This window comes from Pantoea sp. VS1, from assembly GCF_002207995.1.
Classification (GTDB): Bacteria; Pseudomonadota; Gammaproteobacteria; order Enterobacterales; family Enterobacteriaceae; genus Pantoea; species Pantoea dispersa.
In genome coordinates this window covers 15,423-39,706 of sequence record NZ_NHZE01000002.1, presented here as the reverse complement: position 1 = coordinate 39,706, position 24,284 = coordinate 15,423, and the positions used below count along the sequence as shown (strand labels likewise).

Annotated in this window: 23 protein-coding genes; 16 read left to right on the top strand and 7 right to left on the bottom strand. The window is 56.8% G+C overall.

Annotated features, from left to right (window positions below; all coding sequences use genetic code 11):
- Positions 1 to 20: 20 nt before the first annotated feature.
- Positions 21 to 887, top strand: coding sequence for a 4-hydroxybenzoate octaprenyltransferase (gene ubiA / locus CBW22_RS00210; RefSeq protein ID WP_176428066.1), 867 nt, complete (start codon positions 21 to 23; stop codon positions 885 to 887).
- Positions 888 to 1,022: 135 nt separating this feature from the next.
- Here the strand turns inward: ubiA and plsB are convergent, their stop codons facing one another.
- Positions 1,023 to 3,446, bottom strand: coding sequence for a glycerol-3-phosphate 1-O-acyltransferase PlsB (plsB, locus tag CBW22_RS00205; RefSeq protein WP_088515726.1), 2,424 nt, complete (start codon positions 3,444 to 3,446; stop codon positions 1,023 to 1,025).
- A gap of 125 nt (positions 3,447 to 3,571) precedes the next feature.
- Between plsB and CBW22_RS00200 the strand changes: the two genes are divergently transcribed.
- From CBW22_RS00200 to CBW22_RS00185, 4 genes are all read left to right on the top strand, one after another.
- Positions 3,572 to 3,940, top strand: a complete 369-nt coding sequence (locus tag CBW22_RS00200) for a diacylglycerol kinase (protein ID WP_021507859.1) — start codon at positions 3,572 to 3,574, stop codon at positions 3,938 to 3,940.
- Positions 3,941 to 4,045: 105 nt separating this feature from the next.
- On the top strand, positions 4,046 to 4,660 hold the full coding sequence (gene lexA / locus CBW22_RS00195; protein WP_031279762.1) for a transcriptional repressor LexA: 615 nt from the start codon (positions 4,046 to 4,048) through the stop codon (positions 4,658 to 4,660).
- Between the two features lie 128 nt (positions 4,661 to 4,788).
- Positions 4,789 to 6,114: an MATE family efflux transporter DinF gene (gene dinF, locus CBW22_RS00190; RefSeq protein WP_088515746.1), complete on the top strand. Its 1,326-nt coding sequence runs from the start codon at positions 4,789 to 4,791 to the stop codon at positions 6,112 to 6,114.
- A 159-nt stretch (positions 6,115 to 6,273) separates the two neighbouring features.
- Positions 6,274 to 6,486: a CsbD family protein gene (locus tag CBW22_RS00185; RefSeq protein WP_021507857.1), complete on the top strand. Its 213-nt coding sequence runs from the start codon at positions 6,274 to 6,276 to the stop codon at positions 6,484 to 6,486.
- Between the two features lie 70 nt (positions 6,487 to 6,556).
- On the opposite strand, the gene zur is transcribed toward CBW22_RS00185, so the two are convergent.
- Entirely contained in the window at positions 6,557 to 7,078 is a 522-nt protein-coding gene (gene zur / locus CBW22_RS00180) for a zinc uptake transcriptional repressor Zur (protein WP_088515725.1), read from the bottom strand.
- A gap of 448 nt (positions 7,079 to 7,526) precedes the next feature.
- Here zur and traF point away from each other — a divergent pair, with 448 nt between their 5' ends.
- The 3 genes from traF (at position 7,527) to pspG (ending at position 10,336) form a co-directional block, all read left to right on the top strand.
- Positions 7,527 to 8,774, top strand: a complete 1,248-nt coding sequence (traF, locus tag CBW22_RS00175; protein ID WP_088515724.1) for a conjugal transfer protein TraF — start codon at positions 7,527 to 7,529, stop codon at positions 8,772 to 8,774.
- 90 nt (positions 8,775 to 8,864) lie between these two features.
- Positions 8,865 to 9,860: a tRNA dihydrouridine(20/20a) synthase DusA gene (gene dusA, locus CBW22_RS00170; RefSeq protein WP_088515723.1), complete on the top strand. Its 996-nt coding sequence runs from the start codon at positions 8,865 to 8,867 to the stop codon at positions 9,858 to 9,860.
- A 209-nt stretch (positions 9,861 to 10,069) separates the two neighbouring features.
- The gene (pspG, locus tag CBW22_RS00165; protein ID WP_088515722.1) at positions 10,070 to 10,336 is read left to right on the top strand and encodes an envelope stress response protein PspG; all 267 of its coding nucleotides are present in this window, start codon (positions 10,070 to 10,072) and stop codon (positions 10,334 to 10,336) included.
- Positions 10,337 to 10,527: 191 nt separating this feature from the next.
- Here the strand turns inward: pspG and CBW22_RS00160 are convergent, their stop codons facing one another.
- The gene (locus CBW22_RS00160) at positions 10,528 to 11,511 is read right to left on the bottom strand and encodes a quinone oxidoreductase (RefSeq protein WP_088515721.1); all 984 of its coding nucleotides are present in this window, start codon (positions 11,509 to 11,511) and stop codon (positions 10,528 to 10,530) included.
- A 73-nt stretch (positions 11,512 to 11,584) separates the two neighbouring features.
- Between CBW22_RS00160 and dnaB the strand changes: the two genes are divergently transcribed.
- From dnaB to CBW22_RS00125, 7 genes are all read left to right on the top strand, one after another.
- Positions 11,585 to 12,991 carry a replicative DNA helicase gene (dnaB, locus tag CBW22_RS00155; RefSeq protein ID WP_021507851.1) on the top strand — a complete coding sequence of 469 codons (1,407 nt, stop codon included), beginning with the start codon at positions 11,585 to 11,587 and terminating at the stop codon, positions 12,989 to 12,991.
- Positions 12,992 to 13,119: 128 nt separating this feature from the next.
- Complete coding sequence (locus CBW22_RS00150) at positions 13,120 to 13,611, top strand: Lrp/AsnC family transcriptional regulator (protein WP_058757562.1); 492 nt, start codon at positions 13,120 to 13,122, stop codon at positions 13,609 to 13,611.
- Between the two features lie 228 nt (positions 13,612 to 13,839).
- The gene (locus CBW22_RS00145) at positions 13,840 to 14,454 is read left to right on the top strand and encodes a YitT family protein (protein WP_021507849.1); all 615 of its coding nucleotides are present in this window, start codon (positions 13,840 to 13,842) and stop codon (positions 14,452 to 14,454) included.
- 45 nt (positions 14,455 to 14,499) lie between these two features.
- On the top strand, positions 14,500 to 15,693 hold the full coding sequence (locus tag CBW22_RS00140; protein ID WP_088515745.1) for an amino acid aminotransferase: 1,194 nt from the start codon (positions 14,500 to 14,502) through the stop codon (positions 15,691 to 15,693).
- Between the two features lie 316 nt (positions 15,694 to 16,009).
- Positions 16,010 to 17,497, top strand: a complete 1,488-nt coding sequence (locus CBW22_RS00135; RefSeq protein WP_394802595.1) for a catalase — start codon at positions 16,010 to 16,012, stop codon at positions 17,495 to 17,497.
- Between the two features lie 106 nt (positions 17,498 to 17,603).
- On the top strand, positions 17,604 to 18,020 hold the full coding sequence (locus CBW22_RS00130) for a secondary thiamine-phosphate synthase enzyme YjbQ (RefSeq protein WP_021507846.1): 417 nt from the start codon (positions 17,604 to 17,606) through the stop codon (positions 18,018 to 18,020).
- 3 nt (positions 18,021 to 18,023) lie between these two features.
- Positions 18,024 to 18,380 carry an MmcQ/YjbR family DNA-binding protein gene (locus tag CBW22_RS00125; RefSeq protein WP_021507845.1) on the top strand — a complete coding sequence of 119 codons (357 nt, stop codon included), beginning with the start codon at positions 18,024 to 18,026 and terminating at the stop codon, positions 18,378 to 18,380.
- Here the strand turns inward: CBW22_RS00125 and CBW22_RS00120 are convergent, their stop codons facing one another.
- Positions 18,381 to 19,445 carry an NAD(P)-dependent alcohol dehydrogenase gene (locus CBW22_RS00120; protein WP_088515719.1) on the bottom strand — a complete coding sequence of 355 codons (1,065 nt, stop codon included), beginning with the start codon at positions 19,443 to 19,445 and terminating at the stop codon, positions 18,381 to 18,383. It lies immediately after the preceding gene.
- 275 nt (positions 19,446 to 19,720) lie between these two features.
- The gene (gene uvrA, locus CBW22_RS00115) at positions 19,721 to 22,549 is read right to left on the bottom strand and encodes an excinuclease ABC subunit UvrA (protein ID WP_088515718.1); all 2,829 of its coding nucleotides are present in this window, start codon (positions 22,547 to 22,549) and stop codon (positions 19,721 to 19,723) included.
- Between the two features lie 221 nt (positions 22,550 to 22,770).
- Between uvrA and ssb1 the strand changes: the two genes are divergently transcribed.
- Positions 22,771 to 23,313, top strand: a complete 543-nt coding sequence (gene ssb1, locus CBW22_RS00110) for a single-stranded DNA-binding protein SSB1 (protein ID WP_021507842.1) — start codon at positions 22,771 to 22,773, stop codon at positions 23,311 to 23,313.
- Between the two features lie 50 nt (positions 23,314 to 23,363).
- On the opposite strand, the gene CBW22_RS00105 is transcribed toward ssb1, so the two are convergent.
- Positions 23,364 to 23,828, bottom strand: coding sequence for an RES family NAD+ phosphorylase (locus CBW22_RS00105; protein WP_088515717.1), 465 nt, complete (start codon positions 23,826 to 23,828; stop codon positions 23,364 to 23,366).
- The gene (gene parS / locus CBW22_RS00100) at positions 23,825 to 24,268 is read right to left on the bottom strand and encodes a type II RES/Xre toxin-antitoxin system antitoxin (protein ID WP_058757556.1); all 444 of its coding nucleotides are present in this window, start codon (positions 24,266 to 24,268) and stop codon (positions 23,825 to 23,827) included. Before parS ends, CBW22_RS00105 begins: the two co-directional genes overlap by 4 nt.
- Between the last annotated feature and the right edge of the window lie 16 nt (positions 24,269 to 24,284).

The window sequence follows — 24,284 nt, the reverse complement described above, 5'->3', positions numbered from 1 at the left end:
CCGTGCAAAAGACTTTAACCATGAGCAAATGGCAGGCCTATAGTCGCCTGATGCGTATTGATAAACCGATTGGCACGCTGCTGCTGCTGTGGCCGACACTGTGGGCGCTGTGGCTGTCCGGCATGGCGATTCCGCCGCTGTCGGTGCTGGTGGTGTTCGTCCTCGGCGTGTTTGTGATGCGTGCGGCGGGCTGCGTGATCAACGATTATGCCGACCGTAACGTCGACGGCCACGTGAAACGCACCGCCGCGCGACCGTTAGCCAGCGGCGCGGTAACGGAGAAAGAGGCGAAGCTGCTGTTTGCCGGCCTCGGTCTGCTGGCGTTCCTGCTGGTGCTGACCATGAACCGCATGACCATTCTGCTGTCATTTGGCGGGCTGGCGCTGGCGTGGGTTTACCCCTTTATGAAGCGCTATACCCATCTGCCGCAGGTGGTGCTGGGTGCGGCGTTTGGCTGGGCGATTCCGATGGGCTGGGCGGCGGTTAGTGAGTCCTTACCCTTTGTCTGCTGGCTGGTGTTTCTTGCCAATATTTGCTGGACGGTGGCTTATGACACCCAGTACGCCATGGTTGACCGCGACGACGATCTGAAGATTGGCGTGAAATCGACGGCGATTCTGTTTGGGCGTTACGACAAGCTGATTATCGGGCTGTTACAGCTGGCCGCGCTGGGCCTGATGGCACTGGTGGGCATTTTACTGCATCTGAACGGTGCGTTTTACTGGTCGCTGCTGCTGGCGGGCGGGCTGTTTGTGCATCAGCAGAAACTGATTGCCGGGCGTGAACGTGAGCTGTGCTTCCAGGCATTCCTCAACAACAACTACGTTGGCCTGGTGCTGTTTATTGGCGTGCTGCTCAATACCCAGCCGTTTGTTGCGCTGTTCTGATGGTGGGGTGATTAACCCTGGCGGCGCGCTGGTCGCCGCAGTGGGAAGCGCGTTCTTTTCACGCCTGAATTCTGACAACGAAAACCGCGGCGCAATCTGGCGTGTGACAGATGCGCCGCGGTTTTCAGTCGCCCATTAGTCGTGCGCCACGGCACTCTCAATGGTCAGACGGACATCGCTGGTGACCAGTTCGGCCAGCATCTGCCACATCATATTGGTACGTTCAGCATCCGCATCACCGGAATCACTGATATAGCCTTCATCACGCAGCGACAGCACCAGCGCGGTAAAGACTGCCTTGTCGAAGAACTCCGGTGCATTGATACCGTGCAGCACTGACAGACGCTGAGCCAGCGTGCGGCTCTCTTTCTCCAGCGTGCCACGGTTAATGGTCGGCTTGGCGCTGAGAATGGCGAAGGTAATGGCGAAACGCTGCAGCGTTTCACGGATCCCGGCCGCCAGCAGCTGCAGCGTACGGTAACGCGCCGCACTCATTTTCAGCTGGCCTTCCTGTACGGTGATCAGTCCCTGCCGCGCCATTTCGGCGCAGAGCGCATTCAGCAGGGCCGGCAGTTCGGCACTGTCCCAGCGCAGGAACAGTTCGCTCTTCAGCATCGGATAGACCAGGCTGACCTGACGCAGCAGTTCCGCCTCGCTGATCTCCCGATGCTGCTGCACGATAGCGGCAATCAGCGACGGCATCACCAGCATATGGTGGATGTTGTTGCGATAGTAGGTCATCAGCACCGCCTGCTCGCGCGGCAGAATGATGATCTCGCCAATACTGTCCTGCTCGGTCTCGAACTTGTTCATGCCCATGGTGTGATCGAGCAGCGCTTCAGCGCTGAGATCCGGCACGGTTGACTCGGGTGAGTACGGCACATTGCGCAGCAGCTGGGTATAGCACTCCAGCTGTTCCGTCAGCTGTTCACGCGTCAGCGAACGCTGGCGCGATGCCAGCAGCGCGGTCACGCACAGGTTCATGGCGTTGGCCGCGCCGGCTTCGTTGATGCGCACCATCAGACGTGCCGCGATATCGTTCACCACCGGCGTCATCCACGCCGGACGCTGAGGATCGATAGGGTCAATCGCGTCGCGCCACTCCGGTACCTGTTTGTTGAGATAGTTAACCAGCGACAGCGGCTCACCGAAGTTCACATAGCCCTGGCCGAGGTTACGCAGCTTGCGCAGGCCGCGCACCATCTGCATGAAGCCCTCTTTCTCTTTCGCGGCACCGCGCAGCTCTTTGGCATAAGTGCCGACTTCCATCACGTGCTCATAACCGATGTAGATCGGCACAAAGGTGATAGGACGGCTGCCGCCGCGCAGCAGCGCCTGTAACGTCATCGACAGCGTGCCGGTTTTCGGGTCGAGCAGACGGCCAGTACGCGAGCGCCCGCCTTCAACAAAATACTCAACCGAATAGCCGCGGCTGAACAGCTCGCCCAGATACTCGCGGAACACCGTGGAGTAGAGCTTGTTGCCTTTAAAGGTACGACGAATAAAGAAGGCACCGAGGCGACGGAAAATCGGTCCGGCTGGCCAGAAGTTGAGATTGATACCGGCAGCAATGTGCGGCGGCACCAGGCCCTGATGATAGAGCACGTAGGACAGCAGCAGATAATCCATGTGGCTGCGGTGGCAGGGCACGTAAACAATTTCGTGACCATCCTGCGCCAGCTGGCGCACGCGTTCGCCGCCGTGCACGTTAATGCCCTGATAGAGCCGACTCCACAGCCAGCCCATTACACGGTCAGTCACGCGGATCGCTTCGTACGAGAAATCCGCCGCCACTTCTTCCATCATTTCGATGGCGTTCTGCTGCGCTTTTTCATGCGAAATTTTCTTGCTGCGCGCTTCGTCTTCAACCGCTTTCTCAATCGCTTTGGACTGCAGCAGCTTGTTGAACAGATCCTGGCGTGCCGGCAGACGCGGGCCGACGGCTGCCAGCCGCTGGCGGGCAAAATGAATGCGCGCGACACGTGCCAGCTTCTGCGCGATCGACTGATCGGTACCGTGTTCGGTGGCCATCTGACGCAGCGAAACCGTGGGCGAGAAGCGGACAAAGCTGTCGCGACCGTGCCACAGGATGGCAAAGAACTTCTGTATACCGTTAAGAATACGCAGATGTGGCGTCGGTTCGCCCTGAATTTCACGGCCTGGCGCACGGCCAAACATCACGGAAACCGGCAGCATCTGTACGTCCAGCGCCGCATTGTTGCGGTGCAGATCGAGGTAGTCATGGAACAGCTTGACCGACTCCGGGTTCGCCACGAAATAGGGGAAGACGCGCGGCCCATCGTGAATAAATACGTGGCGCGGCAGCAGGGTACCGTCAATCTCCAGCGGCGCCAGCGGATCCGGCAGATCGTGCTTCAGGCACTGTGCGCGTAGCGTGAGCAGGTCCGCCTTTGAATCATAAGGCAAAACATACATCACCGGACGGGTCGGATCGATACCGTGTTCCGAGATCGGATCGGTCGGAATGACCTTACTTTTTACCAAAATAGAGAGTGGTAAATTCAACAATTTGTAATAGAGTTTACGCCAACCTGACATAGACAACTTGAAGCCTCTTGTTAGCAAAGCGCGGCAAGCATACCAGAAAGTGCGGCGAAGATCTGTGGCTGTGCCACCTCGCGCGCCCAGACATTGACGTCAAAAACAGTTAAGGGTTCCACAACATGGCAAATAACGTCACCGGTTTCCTGAGAATCATTAAAGCCGCCGGTTATTCCTGGCAGGGGCTGCGCGCTGCCTGGCAGCATGAAGCCGCTTTTCGCCAGGAAGCGATTGCCGCACTGGTCGCGGTTGCCATTGCCTGCTGGCTGGATGTCGATGCCATCACGCGTGTGTTGCTGATTGGCTCGGTGGTGCTGGTGGTCATTGTTGAGATCCTTAATAGTGCCATCGAAGCCGTGGTGGACCGCATCGGTCAGGAGCGCCATCCGCTGGCAGGACGCGCCAAAGACATGGGCTCGGCGGCGGTACTGCTGGCTATCTTACTGGCTCTGTTTGTCTGGATCGCGCTGCTTTGGTCGCATTTGCGATAAACATTCCACATTCATCAAGCCGCTGATTTTTCCCTCTGTTTCGGTTTTCATTTCGCCAATACCTGTATATACTCACAGCGACTGTATAAACAACCAGGGGGCGGGATGAAAGCGTTAACCAGCAGGCAGCAACAGGTCTATGACCTGATTCGCGACCATATTAATCAGACCGGCATGCCGCCAACGCGTGCTGAAATTGCTTCGCAACTGGGCTTCCGCTCGCCTAACGCTGCTGAAGAGCACCTGAAAGCGCTGGCGCGTAAAGGTGTCATTGAAATCGTCTCCGGTGCATCGCGCGGTATCCGTCTGCTGATGGAAGAAGAGGCGAGTGAAGGGCTGCCACTGATCGGTCGCGTTGCCGCCGGTGAACCGCTGCTGGCGCAGGAACATATCGAAGCCCACTATCAGGTCGACGCCAACCTGTTCAAACCCTCTGCCGATTTCCTGCTGCGCGTCAGCGGTATGTCGATGAAAGATATCGGCATTATGGACGGCGATCTGCTCGCGGTGCATAAAACGCAGGAAGTGCGCAATGGCCAGGTGGTGGTTGCGCGTATCGATGATGAAGTCACGGTGAAACGCTGGAAGAAGCAGGGCGCGATTGTCCAGCTGCTGCCGGAAAACAATGATTTCCAGCCGATTGTCGTGGATACCCGTGAACAGTCACTGACCGTGGAAGGGCTGGCCGTAGGCATCGTGCGCAACGGCGAGTGGCTCTGAAACCCGGTTGATCTCCCCCGCTGCGGCGGCGCTCGCGCGCTGGCCGCAGTCTGCTTTAATCATACTTTTGTTCCCGGCCCGTAAGGCGCTCGCTCAGGCCGACCACCGTAACCCTCGGGATGGGGCTGATGCAGCTATTTTCCTCTTCTGATAAAGCGCTGTGGCGACTGGCGTTGCCAATGATCCTCTCCAATATCACCGTGCCGCTGCTCGGCGTGGTCGATACCGCCGTGATTGGCCATCTTGATAGCCCGATCTACCTCGGCGGCGTGGCCGTAGGCACCACGGCAACCAGCTTCATCTTTATGCTGCTGCTATTTCTGCGTATGAGCACCACCGGTTTAACCGCGCAGGCGTTCGGGGCCGGCGATAAACAGGCACTGGCGCGCGCACTGATGCAGCCGCTGCTGATCGCTCTGGCCGCCGGGTTGCTGCTGGCGCTGCTGCGTTCTCCTGCCAGTAGCCTGGCGGCAACGCTGATGGGCGGCAGCGCGGAAGTCCAGCAGCAGGCGCAGATCTTCATTGAAATCCGCTGGCTGAGCGCACCGGCTACGCTGGCTAACCTGGTGATTCTCGGCTGGCTGCTGGGCGTGCAGTATGCGCGTGCGCCGATGGTTCTGCTGATTGTCGGAAACCTGGTTAACATCCTGCTCGATCTGCTGCTGGTGCTGAAACTGCACTGGGGCGTTGCCGGTGCCGCCGCCGCCACGGCGCTGGCCGAATACGTGACGCTGGCGGTGGGATTATGGATGGTGGCGCGCGTGCTGAAACTGCGCGGTATCGATTTCAAGCTGCTGAAAAACAGCTGGCGCGGTGACGCGGCGCGATTATTTCGCCTTAATCGCGACATCATGCTGCGCTCGCTCATGCTGCAGATCTGCTTCGCCTCACTGACCCTGCTGGGTGCACGCATCGGACCGGATGTGGTCGCGGTTAATGCGGTGCTGTTGATGTTCCTGACGTTTACTGCCTATGCGCTGGACGGCTTTGCTTACGCGGTGGAAGCCTGCTCGGGTGAAGCGGTAGGGGCAAAAGATCGCAGCCGGCTGCTGCTGATCTGGCATGCCGCCTGTCGCCAGGCGGGTATCGTTGCGCTGCTGTTTGCGCTTATTTATGCGCTCAGCGGCCCGCATATTGTTGCGCTGCTTACCTCGCTGCAGCCGCTGCGTGAGATGGCCGATCGCTTTCTGCTGTGGCAGGTAATTTTACCGCTGGTCGGCGTCTGGTGTTATCTGCTGGACGGCATGTTCATCGGCGCGACGCGTGGTCGCGAAATGCGTAACAGCATGATCATGGCCGCAGCCGGTTTTGGCATCACTTTGCTAACGCTGCCGTGGTTAGGGAATCACGGTTTATGGCTGGCGATCACGGTGTTTCTGGCGCTGCGCGGCCTGACGCTGGGATGGATGTGGCGCCGCCACTGGCAGCGTGACAGCTGGTTCAGTCAGCCATAAGCGCAGCGCAGGCACCAGAATAATCTGTAATTCCGTGCACAATCCGAAGCGGCTACTATAATTATCTCAAACGGCGCAGATAAGCAGCGCGTTATATGGTTATTTCCGGCATTACATGAGAAATACACCATCTCACTCAGGAAGACGTGGAGGATTGTTATGAACAAAGACGAAGCGAGCGGAAACTGGAAGCAGTTTAAAGGGAAGTTTAAAGAGAAATGGGGCAAGTTAACCGATGACGATTTGACCGTGATCGAAGGGAAACGCGATCAGCTGGTGGGTAAAATCCAGGAACGTTACGGTTACGCCAAAGATGAAGCTGAACGTGAATTGAAAGACTGGGAAAGTCAAAACAAAGATTACCGCTGGTAAGTCTCCCGCTTTAAGGATGATGCTCCTACCCGCTGATCGTTACGATCGGCCTGGCACACGGACGTGCCAGTTACCCTTTACGCACCTTCTTCTTACTTTCCACTTCATGATCGTGCTGACAGCTACCCGGCTGCGTGCAGGCTGCCACTTCGGCACAGTTTTCACACAGGCCGTGCGCCTCAATAACGCTATGACGTAAGGTAAAACCTGCCTGATCGGCCAACCCTGCAATGATCTTTTCCACGCCGTGCGCGTGCTTCTCACTGACGGCGGCACAGTTGTCGCACACCAGCATCACCGAGGTGTGCGCCGGCTCGTCGAAATGGTGGCACACCACATAACTATTATTTGACTCTACCCGATGAATAAATCCCTGCTCCAGCAGGAAATCCAGCGCGCGATAAATAGTCGGTGGTTTCGCCTGGGGTTCACTGATGCGCAGCTGGTCCAGCAAATCGTAAGCGCTAATGGAACCGTTCTGCTCCGCCATCAGGCGCAACACTTCTGCGCGCTGCGTAGTGAGGCGCACGCCACGGTCAAGGCACAGAGATTCAGCCTGCGTGAGCAGTTGTTCGGGCGTGAGGTTTGGCATAAGCATTCTCCAGGTGATGGGTGATGTTATTTTATCACACAAACTTTTACGCTGCTGCCATTGCTTTTTTACCTTATATCATCCAGGAAATGTCCGGCTTTCAGCCACTTATCTGCCGCGTTACGCCCTGGTCCCTCCTTCTGTTAAGCCATGCTTTTCCTTCCTGAGTTTTTTCTCACAGGTTAACCCATCTTTTTGCTTTGCAACTCACTGACTTAGTGGCTATGGTTCAAAAGGTTTTAAGTAATTTCTGGCATCAATTTAGCTGACGTTCATATTTCTGCATAAAACAACAGCAGAATGGTGCGGGCGTGACCAATTCTGCGAATAGCAATGCTAATTCCTTTCAATTCACAGCAATAAAGCGTTAGCCAGCGTTCAGAATAGGGCTAATAAACTATTCCGTCGTAGAGACAGTCCACGACAATTAAAAGGTGATGGCAGACTCATGGTGAAGACATTATTCAGACGCAAGAAAATTGCTTATGTTGTTGGTTTTAATGCGGTATTTGTTACCACATCAGCATTTGCTGCTGGCACCTGGTACGATGCGCGTAACGATGCCATGGGGGGAACCGGTGTCGCTTCCTCAACCTGGAGCTCGGCAGTGCTGGCTAACCCGGCATTGATGACCAAAGCGCAGCCTGAAGATAACGTCAGCATCATTTTTCCTTCAGCCGGTGTGCAGATTACTGACAAAGACAAATTAGTGGATCGCGTAGACGAAATTACTGATACGGTGGACCGCTATCGTGACGTGATCAACAACATCACGCTGCCGGAGATCATCAATGGCGCGCCTCAGGTCAGAGCCGCGGCAGGTGATATGGCCAATCAGCTGCGCGATCTGCGCGGTGATAAAGCGAATGGCACCGCAGGCGTGGCGTTAGCCGTCAGCATTCCCAACGAGACCCTTCCTTTCGCCTTCATCACCAAAGCCTACGGCACGGCACACATCCGCGCTAACGTGGTACAGAGCGATATTGATTATCTGGATCAGGTCGCAAATGGACGCATTCCCTTGCCGGGCGACCAAAATAATCTGCGCTCCAGCGCCAACGGCCTGGCTGCCCTGATCACCGATTACGGCGTCGCAATGGCACATGAGTTTACCATCGCCGGTCACCCGGTCTCCGTTGGCGTCACGCCAAAGCTGCAGAAAACCTGGCTGTATAACTACACCGCCAGCGTTTATAACTACGACAAGAATGATATTAACGATAGCCGCTATCGCAGCACCGATACCGGTTTCAACGTTGATGCCGGTATCGCTACCGACTTCGCGGAGAACTGGACCTTCGGCGTGACCGGGCAGAACCTGGTATCGCGCGATATCGACACCAAAGAGGTTAACGGCTATCGCGATACGTATCAGATTCGCCCGCTGGTAACTACCGGACTGGCGTGGAATCGCGGACCCTTTACCCTGACCGGCGATGTCGATCTGACCGAAACCAAACGTTTTAAATCGCAGGAGAGCAGTCAGTACGCTGGCGTGGGTGGTGAATATCGCGTACTGGACTGGCTGGCGCTGCGTGCCGGCTATCGCGCGGATATGAAGTCGAATGACACCGATGTGTTTACGGCCGGTCTCGGCGTGTCGCCGTTCAACAATGCGGTGCATCTGGACCTGGCCGGTTCGGTCGGCAAAGACAATACCTGGGGCGCCATGGTGCAGCTCGGGTTTAACTTCTGACCACACGATGACGGGCGGCTGTGTCGCCCGTCACAGCTGTGATATCATTGCGCAGTTTCTCATCACTTAACTGCGGATTTACTGCGTTTCATGACCGATACATTCTCTTCGCAACGTTTCTCCATCGCCCCCATGCTGGACTGGACCGACCGTCACTGTCGCTATTTTCACCGTCAGCTGAGCGGCGACACGCTGCTGTACACCGAAATGGTGACCACCGGTGCCATCATCCACGGCAAAGGCGACTATCTGGCCTATAGCGAGGCGGAGCATCCGCTGGCGCTGCAGCTGGGCGGTAGCGATCCGGCCGCGCTGGCAACCTGTGCAAAGCTGGCTGAAGCGCGCGGCTACGATGAGATCAACCTGAACGTCGGTTGTCCGTCCGATCGGGTACAGAATGGCCGTTTTGGCGCGTGCCTGATGGGTGAGGCGGCACTGGTCGCGGACTGTATCAAAGCGATGCGCGATGTGGTCAGCATTCCGGTCACGGTGAAAACCCGCATCGGTATTGACGACCAGGATAGCTACGCCTTCCTGTGCGATTTTGTCGGCACCGTGGCGCAGCAGGGCGGTTGTGATACGTTCATTATTCATGCGCGTAAAGCGTGGCTGTCGGGTCTCAGCCCGAAAGAGAACCGTGAAATTCCACCGCTCGATTATCCGCGTGTTTACCAGCTGAAGCGGGATTTCCCGGCGCTGACCATAGCGATCAACGGCGGCGTTAAGACGCTTGAAGAGGCCAAAGCGCATCTGCAGCACCTGGACGGCGTGATGATGGGGCGCGAGGCCTATCAAAATCCCGGCATTCTGGCGCAGGTTGATCGCCAGCTGTTTGGCCGTGAGACACCGGTGGCCGATCCGGTCGCCGTGGTGCGTTCCATGTACCCTTACATCGAAGCCGAACTGGCCCAGGGCACTTATCTGGGACACATTACGCGCCACATGCTGGGCCTGTTCCAGGGCATTCCCGGCGCGCGCCAGTGGCGCCGTCATCTCAGCGAAAATGCCCACAAACCGGGCGCCGACGTCCGCGTGCTGGAAGCGGCGCTGGCGCTGGTCGCTGACCGCATCGTGCAGGAAGCCTGATCCCGCAAGCCGGCCTGGTCAGGCTGGCAGGACGGTTTAAGCCGCACGGTTTCATCGTGCGGTTTTTAATTCACCAGAAGTTAGTCAATTTCACCAAATCAACGTCCCCTCTGTCCTGCATCAAAGCGATAATTCAATGGCTTAGCGATCATTACGACCTGGCACGTATCTTGTAATACCTTCTGCATTACTGATACAGGAGAGCGCTCGTGGAAATATTATTCGTTATCGGCTTTTTTATGATGCTGCTGCTGACTGGCGTATCGCTGCTGGGTGTGATCGCCGCGCTGCTGGTGGCCACCGTGGTGATGTTTCTCGGCGGGCTGTTTGCGCTTGTTATAAAATTGTTGCCGTGGCTGGTGCTGGCGGTGGTCGCCGTGTGGCTGTATCGCGCATTTAGCACGCCGCAGGGAGAGGTGAAACTTAACCGGCTGAAAAGGAAAATCAGCGACTTAGAGAAGAGAAGCTGGCGCTAAATGCGGTTACGATCACAGAGTTGGTGATTGCTTAGTACGAATTCGCAATTAAACATATTTTTTACTTATGTTTTCTGTCAGGATAGGTAAAGAAATTCAGACGAATTCATCGCCGCTGTCCCTACACCAGCGCGAACTATAAAAAAGAAAGAAAAGGGCTTCCTTCGGGAAGCCCTTCATCATTTCTGCTATCAGGGAATTAACAGGCTGGAACCCTGAGTGGCACGACTCTCCAGCACCTGATGCGCACGCACTGCATCGCTCAGGGCAAATTTCTGCTGCTCCGGCACGTTAAGCTGAATAGCGCGGCTGGCGATAAGCGAAAACAGTTCGCCGCTGGCGCGATCGAGCTCTTCACGGTTGGTGATATAGCCAAACAGGGAAGGGCGGGTGACAAACAGCGAGCCTTTCTTGTTGAGAATGCCGAGGTCAACGCCGGTCACCGGGCCTGAGGCATTACCAAAGCTCACCATCAGGCCGTGGCGGCGCAGGCTGTCGAGGGAGGGTTCCCAGGTATCTTTGCCCACTGAGTCGTACACTACCGCCACTTTTTCACCGTTGGTCAGTTCGCTGACGCGCTGGGCGATATCCTCTTCGCGATAATTGATGGTGGCCCAGGCGCCGGCATCTTTGGCGATCTGCGCTTTCTCCGCAGAACCGACGGTGCCAATCAAATGCGCGCCCAGCGCTTTCGCCCACTGGCAGGCAATCAGGCCCACGCCGCCCGCGGCGGCATGAAACAGGAAAATTTCATCAGCTTTTACTTTGTACGTCTGACGCAGCAGATACTGCACCGTCAGGCCCTTGAGGAAAGAGGCCGCAGCCTGCTCAAAGCTGATGCTGTCCGGCAGAATCACCAGCCGATCTTCCGCCACATTGTGCAGCTCGCTGTAGGCACCCAGCGCGGCCTGGCAATACACCACGCGATCGCCCGGCTTGAAACGCGAAACCGCGCTGCCCACTTTTTTCACGATGCCTGCCGCTTCAGTGCCCAGGCCGGATGGCAGCGAGGAGACCGGATACAATCCGCTGCGCACGTAGGTATCGATATAGTTAATACCAATCGCCTTGTTCTCCACCTGAACTTCATGGTCGGCGGGATCGGCTGGTGTGAAATCGACCCATTGCAATACTTCCGGGCCGCCGTGCTGGTTGAACTGAATTCGCTTTGCCATTCTGACTCCTGTGATTGTTCATCCTGGGACGGTATACTTGCGCGTCCCTTTCACGATCGGTAATGCATTCACTATGGCAGGAAATAAACCCACCAACAAATCGAACGAACCCCGCGATCGGCAGCTCGAAGGCGTGAAAATGCCGCCGCACTCTCTCGAAGCGGAGCAGTCGGTGCTCGGTGGGTTGATGCTGGATAACGAACGCTGGGATAACGTCTCCGAGCGCGTGGTCGCGGAAGATTTCTTCAACCGCTCGCATCGCATGATTTTCTCCGAAATGCAGCGCCTGCTGGAAGCCGGTCAGCCTATCGATCTGATCACCCTGTCAGAGTCGCTGGAAACGCGCGGTGAGCTGGAGATGGCGGGCGGCTTTGCCTATCTGGCCGAGCTGGCAAAAAATACTCCAAGTGCGGCAAACCTCGGTGCTTATGCCGACATCGTGCGTGAACGTGCGGTAGTGCGTGAGATGATTTCGGTGGCCAATCAGATCGCTGACGCCGGTTACGATCCGCAGGGCCGCAGCAGCGAAGAGCTGCTGGATTTCGCTGAATCCAACGTCTTTAAAATTGCCGAACAGCGCGCCAATAAGGATGAAGGCCCGCAAAATATCGAGCAGATTCTCGAAGCGACGGTATCGCGCATTGAAGCGCTGGTGTCAACGCCACACGATGGCGTGACTGGCGTCGATACCGGCTATCAGGATCTCAACAAGAAAACCGCCGGTCTGCAGGGTTCAGATCTGATCATTGTCGCGGCGCGTCCGTCGATGGGTAAAACCACTTTCGCCATGAACCTGTGCGAAAACGCCGCTATGCTGACAGACAAACCGGTGCTGATTTTCAGTCTCGAGATGCCCAGCGAACAGCTGATGATGCGTATGCTGGCCTCGCTGTCGCGCGTTGATCAGACGCGTATCCGTACCGGTCAGCTGGAGGATGAAGACTGGGCGCGCATCTCGGCCACCATGGGCATCCTGTTAGAAAAGAAGAACATGTTCATTGATGACTCGTCCGGCCTGACGCCAACCGAAGTGCGTTCACGCGCGCGCCGCGTGTTCCGTGAAAACGGCGGCCTGAGCATGATCATGATCGACTACCTGCAGCTGATGCGCGTACCGGCGCTCTCCGACAACCGTACGCTGGAGATCGCCGAGATCTCACGCTCGCTTAAAGCGCTGGCGAAAGAGCTCAATGTACCGGTAGTGGCGCTGTCGCAGCTTAACCGCTCGCTGGAGCAGCGCGCCGATAAGCGTCCGGTTAACTCGGATCTGCGTGAATCGGGGTCGATCGAGCAGGATGCGGACCTGATCATGTTCATCTATCGTGACGAGGTATATCACGAAAACAGCGATCTGAAAGGCATCGCCGAGATCATTATCGGTAAACAGCGTAACGGCCCGATCGGCACAGTACGTCTGACGTTCAACGGCCAGTGGTCACGCTTTGATAACTACGCCGGACCGCAATACGACGACGAATAATCGCGCTTCCGCAGTTGCATGCACGATTTGTGCATGCATTTCACGTCATCAGAAAATAGTGTTGGACAACCTCGTCAATTATCAGGTTATCTGTAGCAAAGCGAATCCTATAACGCTGTGGACACAGAATGACTCAGGTAGACGATTACGACCTTAAGATACTGACACTACTACAATCTAACGGCCGCCTTACCAACCAGGAACTCAGTGATTTAGTCGGACTTTCGGCGTCGCAATGTTCACGCCGGCGCATTAATCTCGAACAGGCAAATCTTATTCTCGGCTATCACGCACGGCTCTCGCCGGACGCGGTAGGGCTGGGCATGGTCGGCTTGATCGAGGTGCGACTGAAAAATCACACGCCCGATTACGAAGAGAGTTTTCACCGCATGGTGGAGCAGGAAGCGGCGATTGTCGACGCGTTCAAAACCACCGGCGACGCCGACTATCTGTTAAAAGTCGCGGTGGCCGATTTAGCGGCGCTGAGCGCGCTGATCAGTCAGCTCGTCGCTGGCCATCAAAGCGTGGCGCACGTGAAAACCTCGGTGGTACTCAATCGTTTAAAAGAGAACGGTTTGATGATGATCCCCGAGCACAAAGTGCGCCAAAAGAGTGCATGATGTGCCAGTGTGGTGCAGATTTCTGCCATTTTTCGCGTAAAGCGCGCACCAGAAACCGAATTTGTGCATGAATCGATTATTTTACGGCAGATTGATGCACATAAACCTGCAATAAAGCGCCTTAGTTATCAATTGGATAATCGCTGGCACCCATCGGCGGCGACAGGAAGCCGCCGATGTGGTGCGTTTTTTGCAAATGAACGCCATCATTTGCAAAGAGATCGCGCCATGGATAACGCTGTACAACCTTCCCGCATTCCCCACACCCGTACAGAAGATGCGCTGGCTATCGTGCTTGGCACGCTGATGGTGTCGTTTGGCGTCATTTTGCTGAAACAGGCGGGCGCGCTGACCGGCGGTACGGCGGGCGTGGCTTTTCTCATCAGCTACCTGTCGCCGCTCTCGTTCGGCAGCGCCTTCTTTCTGATTAACCTGCCGTTTTACTGGCTGGCCATTCGTCGCATGGGCTGGGAATTTACCCTGAAAACCTTCTGTGCGGTGGGGCTGGTATCGCTGTTCACCCATTTGCACCCGCTGTTTATCCATTTTTCTGCGCTAAATCCGTTTTATGCGACATTGTTCGGTAACGTGGTGATGGGGATTGGGTTTATAGTGTTGTTTCGTCACAAAGCCAGCCTCGGTGGTATCAATATTCTGGCGCTCTGGCTGCAGGATCGCTCTGGTCTGCGCGCCGGCAAACTGCAAATGGCGCTGGATACCTGTGTGGTACTGGCCTCGCTTTTTGTGGTATCGCTGCCGATGCTGCTGGCCTCCATTGCCGGCGCGGTGATGCTCAATCTCATCATCGCCATGAATCACCGTCCCGGCCGCTATTTTGTTTGATGACGTCGACCCACACATTTATGAATAATCATGGAGATCTGCACCGTGTTTCAAAACGTTGATGCCTATGCTGGCGATCCGATTCTGTCGCTGATGGAAACCTTCAAACAGGACCCGCGTGACCACAAGGTGAATCTGAGCATCGGCCTCTATTACAACGAAGCCGGCATCATTCCTCAGCTGCAGGCGGTGGCCGCCGCGGAAGAGCGTTTGCAGGCGCAGCCACATCAGGCTTCGCTCTATCTGCCAATGGAAGGGCTGGGTCCGTACCGCAACGCCATTGCGCCGCTGCTGTTTGGTAAAGAGCACCCGATGCTGCAGGCGGGGCGCATTGCTTCCATCCAGACGCTGGGCGGATCCGGCGCGCTGAAAGTGGGCGCAGATTTCCTGAAGCGTTACTTCCCGGACGCCAGCGTATGGGTCAGCGATCCGACATGGGAAAACCATGTGGCGATCTTTAACGGTGCCGGTTTTAACGTTAACACCTACCCATGGTACGACGACGCCACCAACGGCGTGAAGTTCGATGCCTTCATCGCCAAACTGAAAACGCTGCCGAAGCAATCCATCGTGTTGCTGCATCCGTGCTGCCACAACCCGACCGGTGCGGATCTGACCAACGCGCAGTGGGATCAAACCGTTGAGGTCCTGAAAGCGCAGGAGCTGATCCCGTTCCTCGACATCGCCTACCAGGGCTTTGGTGCCGGTATGGAAGAGGACGCTTACGCGATTCGCGTGATTGCCGCGGCGGGCCTGCCGGCGCTGGTGAGCAACTCCTTCTCGAAAATCTTCTCGCTGTACGGTGAGCGCGTTGGCGGCCTGTCGATTGTCTGCGACAGCGCAGAAGAGTCGGCACGCGTGCTGGGTCAGCTGAAAGCGACCGTGCGTCGCAACTACTCCAGCCCGCCGAACTTCGGTGCTCAGGTGGTTTCCTGCGTGCTGAACGACGAAGCGCTGCTCAACAACTGGCTGGCGGAAGTGGAAGCGATGCGCCTGCGCATCATCGAAATGCGCCAGGTGCTGGTCAATGTGCTGAACAGTAAACTGCCCGGCAAAAACTTTGATTATCTGCTGAAGCAGCGCGGCATGTTCAGCTACACCGGCCTGAGCGCGCAGCAGGTAGATCGCCTGCGCGAAAAGTTCGGCGTGTACCTGATCGCCAGCGGCCGCATGTGTGTCGCCGGTCTCAACAGCCGCAACGTCAATCAGGTGGCTGAGGCGTTTGCTGCCGTAATGTAATTGACGCGGTGCCTGTCAGCCTGCGGCTGGCAGGCACCCGTTTCCGCCATCCACACATTGTCTGTTCCCGCTGTACCTTCTGCCGCACCCCGCTTTTCCACGCTTCTCTTTGCCGGCTATGCTGGCTGAAAGCCGCATTCCGCATGGCTATAACACCTTAATCCCGGGTAATCGGGACGGGTCTTGTGTGTTCCTGTTAATGAGGGCGCTATTTTTTGCCGGCGCGCTTTGGCGCACTGCCAGAGCGCTCGCCAATCACAATAAGGAACCGCCCATGAGCTATTTCCCTTCCGCACTGAAACCCCTCTGCATTGCCATGACGCTGGCGCTCGCACTGCCTGCTGCGGCCGTTGAGTTGACGCGTGACAACGGCGCGCCGGTCGGCGATAACCAGAATTCACAAACTGCCGGCGCTAATGGCCCGGTGCTGTTACAGGACGTGCAGCTGATTCAAAAGCTGCAGCGCTTTGATCGTGAACGTATTCCGGAACGTGTGGTGCACGCGCGTGGCACCGGCGCGCACGGTGAATTTCGCGCCAGCAAAGATATCAGCGATCTGACTATCGCTGAGGTGTTTAAACCGGGAACGGTGACGCCGGTCTTTGTGCGCTTCTCCAGCGTGGTGCACAGCAAGCATTCGCCGGAAACGCTGCGCGATCCGCGTGGTTTTGCCACCAAATTCTATACCAGCCAGGGCAACTGGGATCTGGTGGGCAACAACCTGCCGGTGTTCTTCATCCGCGATGCGATCAAGTTCCCTGATATGGTGCACGCGTTTAAACCGGATCCGCGCACTAACCTCGATAACGATGCGCGCACCTTCGATTTCTTCTCCCACGTACCGGAAGCCACGCACGCGCTCACCATGCTGTTCTCCAACATGGGCACGCCGGCGACCTATCGCGAAATGGACGGTAACAGCGTGCACGCCTACAAGTTTGTGAACAGCAAAGGCGAAGTGCACTACGTGAAGTTTCACTGGAAAACGCTGCAGGGCGAACGCAACCTCGATCCTACTGAATCGGCAGCGATCCAGGGCCGCAGCTACAGCCACATGACAGAAGATCTGGTGGCGGCGATTAACCGCAAAGCGTTTCCGAAGTGGGATCTCTACATTCAGACCATTAAAGCCAGCGAACTGGATAAGTTCGATTTCAATCCGCTCGACTCCACCAAAATCTGGCCGAACGTGCCAGAGGTGAAAATCGGGCAGATGGTGCTGAATCGCAACGTCGACAACTTCTTCCAGCAAACCGAGCAGGTGGCGATGGCGCCGTCCAATCTGGTGCCGGGCATTGAGCCGTCTGAAGATCGCCTGCTGCAGGGCCGCCTGTTCTCTTATGCTGACACCCAACTGTACCGCGTGGGCACTAACGGCCTCAGCCTGCCGGTCAACGCGCCGCGCGTCCCGGTCAGCAACGGCAATCAGGATGGCCTGATGGACAGCGGTAACGCCGATGACAAGGGCGTTAATTACCAGCCAAGCCGCATCTATCCGCGTGAAGAGCTGCAAAGCGCGCGTTACAGCCATACGCCGCTTAGCGGCAGTACGCAGCAGGCGATGATCGCCAAACCGCAGAATTTCCGCCAGGCAGGGGAGCTGTATCGTTCCTTTAACGCGAAAGAGCGGGGCGATCTGATCACCTCGCTCGGTGGCGCGCTGAAAAGCGCCGACGCGCAAAGCCGGCTGGCGATGCTCTCGTTCTTTTATAAGGCCGATAGCGAGTACGGCACGCGTCTGGCGGCGGTAACGCAGGACGATATCACCACGGTCAAAGCGCTGGCTGACAAGCTGAGCGACTGATATGCCGGCGGCAGAGCAAGCGCTCTGCCGCTTTTTCCCGCTGAAGGGTTTACCTTTCGCCGACATGCTGCACACTTAAGTAAACGGTTTAACCCAGGAATGTGGCATGTGGCAGCAACAAACTCTCACGCTGAGCGCGAAGGCGCGCGGCTTTCATCTGATCACCGACGAGATTGTCGGCCAGCTTAATGGCTTAACGGACCTGCGCATCGGCCAGCTGCATCTGCTATTGCAGCACACCTCAGCGTCGCTGACGCTCAATGAAAATTGCGATCCTACGGTGCGCAGCGACATGGAGCAGCACTTTCTGCGGCACGTTCCAGAGGATGCGCCCTATCAGCACGACTATGAAGGCGCTGACGACATGCCGGCGCACATCAAATCGTCACTGCTTGGCGTATCGCTGCTGATCCCGGTCAGCCGCGGCAAACTGCTGCTCGGCACCTGGCAGGGAATCTGGCTGGGCGAACATCGGGTACACGGCGGCGCGCGGCGCATCGTCGCCACCTTACAAGGGGAATAAAACATGAACACGTCGGATTTACTGACCTACTGCATGAGCAAACCGGGCGCTTCACAAAGTTATAAAGATGAGTGGGACGCAACCCAGGTGAAGAGCGATGGCGTGCTGTTTGCCATGGTGCATGACGTTGAAGGGCGACCGGCGTTGTCGCTGAAGACCTCGCCCGCGCTGGCGGAGTTATTGCGCGATGAACACCACGATGTGTTTCCCAGTGAACATCTCAATAAGTCGCACTGGAGCACGCTGTGGCTGGATGGATCGCTGAAGGATTCGCAGATTTACTATCTGGTTGATGCGTCATGGCAACAGGCTGACGCCACGCGCGCGGCGGGCGTCAGCCATGATGATGAGACGCGCTGATTAAGCCGCAGACTCTTCACGCAGGGTGTTGATATCAATCACGAAGCGATACTTCACGTCGCTTTTCAGCATGCGCTCGTAGGCGTCGTTGATTTGGTTCATGGCGATCAGCTCGATATCCGAAGTGATGCCGTGCTTGCCGCAGAAATCCAGCATCTCCTGGGTTTCGGCGATACCGCCAATTAGTGAACCGGCAATGCTGCGACGCTTGAGGATCAGGTTAAATACCTGTGGTGCCGGGTGATCGTGCTCCGGCGCGCCGACCAGCGTCATGTTGCCGTCGCGCTTCAGCAGGGCGATAAACGGGTTGAGATCGTGCTGCGCGGCGACGGTATTTAAGATGAAGTCGAAGCTGTTGGCGTGCTGCGCCATCTGGTCAGCCTCTTTCGAAATCACCACTTCGTCAGCGCCGAGGCGTTTGCCGTCTTCAATTTTTGACGGTGAAGTGGTGAACAGCACCACGTGCGCGCCCATCGCATGCGCGATCTTCACGCCCATATGGCCGAGGCCGCCCAGACCGACGATACCGACTTTTTTGCCGGGACCGACATTCCAGTGACGCAGCGGGGAATAGGTGGTGATACCGGCGCACAGCAGCGGCGCAACGCCCGCCAGATCGAGGTTTTCCGGTACGCGCAGCACAAAGCTTTCATCAACCACCATGCTGGTGGAGTAGCCGCCGTAGGTGATGGCGCCGGTTTCACGATCCTGGCCGTTGTAAGTGCCAACAAAGCCGTTTTCACAGTACTGCTCGAGTCCTTCCTGACAGCTTGGGCAGCTGCGGCAGGAGTCGACCATACAGCCGACGCCGACTAAATCGCCCACTTTATATTTGTGCGTGTGCGCGCCAACGGCGGTGACGCGACCCACGATTTCATGGCCTGGCACCACCGGGAATACGGTGTTGCGCCATTCGTTGCGCGCCTGGTGCAGGTCCGAGTGGCAGACGCCACAGTACAACACTTCAATCTGCACATCATGAGCGCGCAGTTCGCGCGGCGTATAATCGAACGGGGCGAGTTTGGCTTTCGCGTCCTGTGCGGCATAGGCATGCGTAATATTCATGGTGTCTCCAGTCAGATGTGTCGTGAGTATTTTTTGCGAGGGGTCCGTTCAGTGATGACACTGAAGGACAGAGGCGCGTCAGCGGCGCCAAAAGGAACGCAGTAAGAATAGTCAGCGGGACGCGATGCGTATATGCCTGAAGTTGTCTGTTTCTTGCCTGTTTCTGCATTTGCTAAGGCATTCAGACAATGGCACCGGCTGGCGAGTAACCGGAGCGGTGAGCCGTGGCGAGATCAGAAAAAACGCGCCGCAACAGCGGGTGCGGCGCGTTAAACCTACTTTTTCAGCATCGGCTTGAGGAAGCGTGCAGTATGCGATTTTTCGCACTGTGCAACGGTTTCCGGCGTGCCGGCCACCAGGATTTCACCCCCGCCGCTGCCGCCTTCCGGACCGAGATCGACAATCCAGTCAGCGGTTTTGATCACGTCAAGGTTGTGCTCAATCACCACGATGGTATTGCCCTGATCGCGCAGCTGATGCAGCACTTCCAGCAGCTGCTGGATGTCGGCAAAATGCAGGCCGGTGGTCGGTTCATCGAGAATGTACAGCGTCTGACCGGTGCCGCGCTTCGACAGCTCACGCGCCAGCTTAACGCGCTGCGCTTCACCGCCGGACAGCGTGGTTGCCGACTGGCCAAGACGAATATACGACAGGCCGACATCAATCAGCGTCTGCAGCTTACGCGCCAGCGCAGGTACCGCATCAAAGAACTCACGCGCCTCTTCGATGGTCATCTCCAGCACTTCGTGAATGCACTTGCCTTTGTATTTAATCTCCAGCGTCTCGCGGTTATAGCGTTTGCCTTTGCACTGATCGCACGGCACATAAATGTCCGGCAGGAAGTGCATTTCGACCTTAATCACGCCGTCGCCCTGACAGGCTTCACAGCGCCCGCCGCGCACGTTAAAGCTGAAGCGGCCCGGATTGTAGCCGCGCGAACGCGCTTCCGGCACGCCGGCAAACAGTTCACGCACCGGGGTAAAAATCCCGGTGTAGGTGGCCGGGTTTGAGCGCGGCGTCCGGCCGATCGGGCTCTGATCGATGTCGATCACTTTATCGAAGTGCTCCAGCCCGGCGATCTCGCGATACGGCGCAGCTTCACCGCTGGTGGCTCCATTTAGCTGGCGCTGCGCAATCGGGAACAGCGTATCGTTAATCAGCGTCGATTTACCGGAACCGGACACGCCGGTGATACAGGTAAACAGCCCAACCGGAACCGTCAGCGTGACATCCTTCAGGTTATTACCGCGCGCGCCGCTCAGTTTCAGTACTTTGGACGGATCGCCTTTCACCCGCTCTGCCGGCACCGCGATTTCACGCTTGCCGCTGAGGAACTGACCGGTGAGAGAATCTTCATGCGCCATAATGGCATGCACATCGCCCTCGGCTACCACCTGGCCGCCGTGCACGCCAGCGCCCGGACCGATATCAATAATATGGTCAGCGGCGCGAATCGCGTCTTCATCATGCTCAACTACGATCACGGTATTACCGAGATCGCGCAGGTGAATCAGCGTCGACAGCAGGCGCTCGTTGTCGCGCTGATGCAGACCGATGGACGGTTCATCCAGTACGTACATGACGCCAACCAGACCGGCACCAATCTGGCTCGCCAGACGAATACGCTGTGCTTCACCGCCGGACAGCGTTTCCGCTGAACGCGACATCGACAGATAATTCAGCCCGACGTTGACCAGGAAGCTCAGACGGTCGCCAATTTCCTTCAGCACTTTCTCGGCGATCTTGGCGCGCTGGCCGCTCAGCTTGAGATTGCGGAAGAAGTCCATAGCGTGGCCGATGCTCATATCCGAGATGGTCGGCAGGTTGGTATCTTCCACGAACACATGGCGCGCTTCACGACGCAGGCGCGTCCCTTCGCAGCTGGCGCAGGCGCGGTTGCTGATAAACTTCGCCAGCTCTTCGCGCACCGCGTTGGATTCCGTCTCTTTGTAGCGGCGCTCCATGTTATGCAGCACGCCTTCAAACGGATGACGACGCACCGAGGTATCGCCGCGATCGTTGATATATTTGAACTCAATATTCTCTTTGCCGGAGCCGTACAGAATCACTTCGCGCGCTTTGTCGCTTAGGCTATTGAACGGCGCTTCGACATCGAAATCCAGATGTTCCGCCAGCGAGCGCAGCATCTGGAAATAGTAGAAGTTACGGCGATCCCAGCCGCGAATGGCGCCACCGGCCAGCGACAGCTCCGGATTTTGAACCACGCGATCGGGATCGAAATATTGCTGAACGCCGAGGCCGTCACAGGTCGGGCAGGCACCGGCCGGGTTATTGAACGAGAACAGGCGCGGCTCCAGCTCGCGCATGCTGTAACCGCATACCGGGCAGGCAAAGTTAGCTGAGAACAGCATCTCTTCGGTATCGGGATCGTCCATATCCGCGACGATCGCCGTGCCGCCACTCAGTTCCAGCGTCGTTTCAAAGGATTCGGCCAGACGCGTCGCCAGATCGTCACGCACGCGGAAACGATCGATCACCACCTCAATGGTGTGTTTCTTCTGCAGCTCCAGCTTGGGTGGATCCGACAGATCGCACACTTCGCCATCGATACGGGCGCGGATGTAGCCCTGCGCCGCCAGATTTTCCAGCGTTTTGGTGTGCTCGCCTTTGCGATCTTTTACCACCGGCGCCAGCAGCATCAGGCGCCGACCCTCTTCCTGCGCCAGGACCTGATCGACCATCTGACTGACAGTTTGTGCCGCCAGCGTGACGTTATGATCCGGACAGCGCGGCTCACCCACGCGGGCAAACAGCAGACGCAGGTAGTCATGAATTTCAGTGATGGTGCCGACGGTCGAGCGCGGGTTGTGCGACGTCGATTTCTGCTCAATGGAAATGGCAGGCGACAGCCCCTCGATGTGGTCTACGTCCGGTTTCTCCATTAAGGAAAGAAACTGGCGCGCATAGGCAGAAAGCGATTCAACATAGCGGCGCTGGCCTTCGGCATACAGCGTATCAAACGCCAGCGAAGACTTACCGGAACCCGACAGACCGGTCACTACAATGAGCTTGTCGCGTGGGATGATCAGGTTGATATTCTTCAAATTATGGGTGCGAGCACCGCGGACTTCAATCTTATCCATTCACCTTTCCCGGATTAGGCAACGCTCGCCATGCCTTGCCAGCACGACCAGCAGAAACGCATCATTATGGCACAAAAAATAAACTGAATAAATATCCAGTGTTTTTGCTATCCTGTCACGGTCGAAAAACTGGAATCCCGCTCGAAAGTGGGAAGCGTCATTGTGACGTGATACAATTTTTCGCTTAGACTTTTAGCATCAACTCATCGGGAGACAGCAACATGGCCAGTCGTGGCGTAAACAAAGTGATTCTTGTCGGGAATCTGGGTCAGGATCCGGAAGTGCGCTACATGCCGAATGGTGGCGCGGTAGCCAACATTACGCTGGCCACGTCAGAGAGCTGGCGCGACAAGCAAACCGGTGAAAACAAAGAGATCACCGAGTGGCACCGCGTCGTGCTGTTCGGCAAGCTGGCTGAAGTCGCCGGCGAATATCTGCGTAAAGGTTCGCAGGTCTACATTGAAGGCCAGCTGCGCACCCGTAAATGGCAGGACCAGAGCGGTCAGGACAAATACACCACCGAAGTGGTGGTGAACGTGGGCGGCACCATGCAGATGCTGGGTGGTCGTCAGCAGGGCGGCAACGGCGGTGGCGCACCGATGGGCGGCCAGGGCGGCGGCAACAATAACGGCTGGGGCCAGCCGCAGCAGCCACAGGGTGGGGGCAACCAGTTCAGCGGCGGCGCGCAGCAGCGTCCACAGCAGCAGAGCGCACCGGCGAACAACGAACCACCAATGGATTTCGACGACGATATCCCGTTCTGATTGGCGTACCGATCCAAGCATTATCCAGCCCTCGCTTCTGCGAGGGTTTTTTATGTCCTGATAAGCCGGCGATCAAACATAAACGGTAACGCTTTCACACCCGGCAGATAGTCACTAAATGCAGGATGGAGAGGGTTCAGGATGGCGTTGTTTTCCATCGGGATAATCGTGGAAGGTAGCATCAGCGCGGCACCTTCAGCGGATTGCAGCCAGCCGGTGCCGAGATCCATTGTCGACAGTGGCGCTGGATCATGACGCCAGTCCGGCGGCAAAAATGCTTCAGCAAGATAGGCAACTTCTGCATCCGGGATGTCGATACTGAGTAAGGTGTACTCATCCAGCACCGACTCTCTTCCGATATGGACCAGCACTTCCAGTGCTGCGAGTGACACCGACGTGGCAACATAAACGGTGGGATAGCCTTTATGATTCCAGCGTCCACCATACTGTTTTGCCCCATAACCGGACCAGGCTTCAGCCGCATACTGGCTCTTCGTCAGCCGATAAAAAATCACGAGAAAACACCGTGCTCCAGACGGCCGATCAGATCGAGAACATCCAGCGCACCGCTCTCCGTCGTCAGTAAGGTGATGGGCGCAACATTGCCTAACCCTTTCACCGGTCGGCTCAGCCACTGGGTGGCCTCTTCTTTATTACCAGCAAAAAGCTGAACGGCGGCATCCATCACGCGGACGAAGCGGGCGACACGTTCACTCTCGTCGGGTGACAGACTTTTACCCGTGCTTTTACGACGGGCAATGTTGCGTTCATTAATCCCTGTGACCTTCATGATTTCGGCGCGCGTCATGGCCGACCAGTGACGGATATCATCAATGACGGCCACCGGCAAACCGGCTTCCAGCATACGCGTTAACTCAATACCACGTGGAGGCAGGCCTGCAACCCGCCACAGCGCGTTGTCATTGGCTCCAGGCTGAGGAATATAAGCTCGCATCTGAAAAACCCCATAC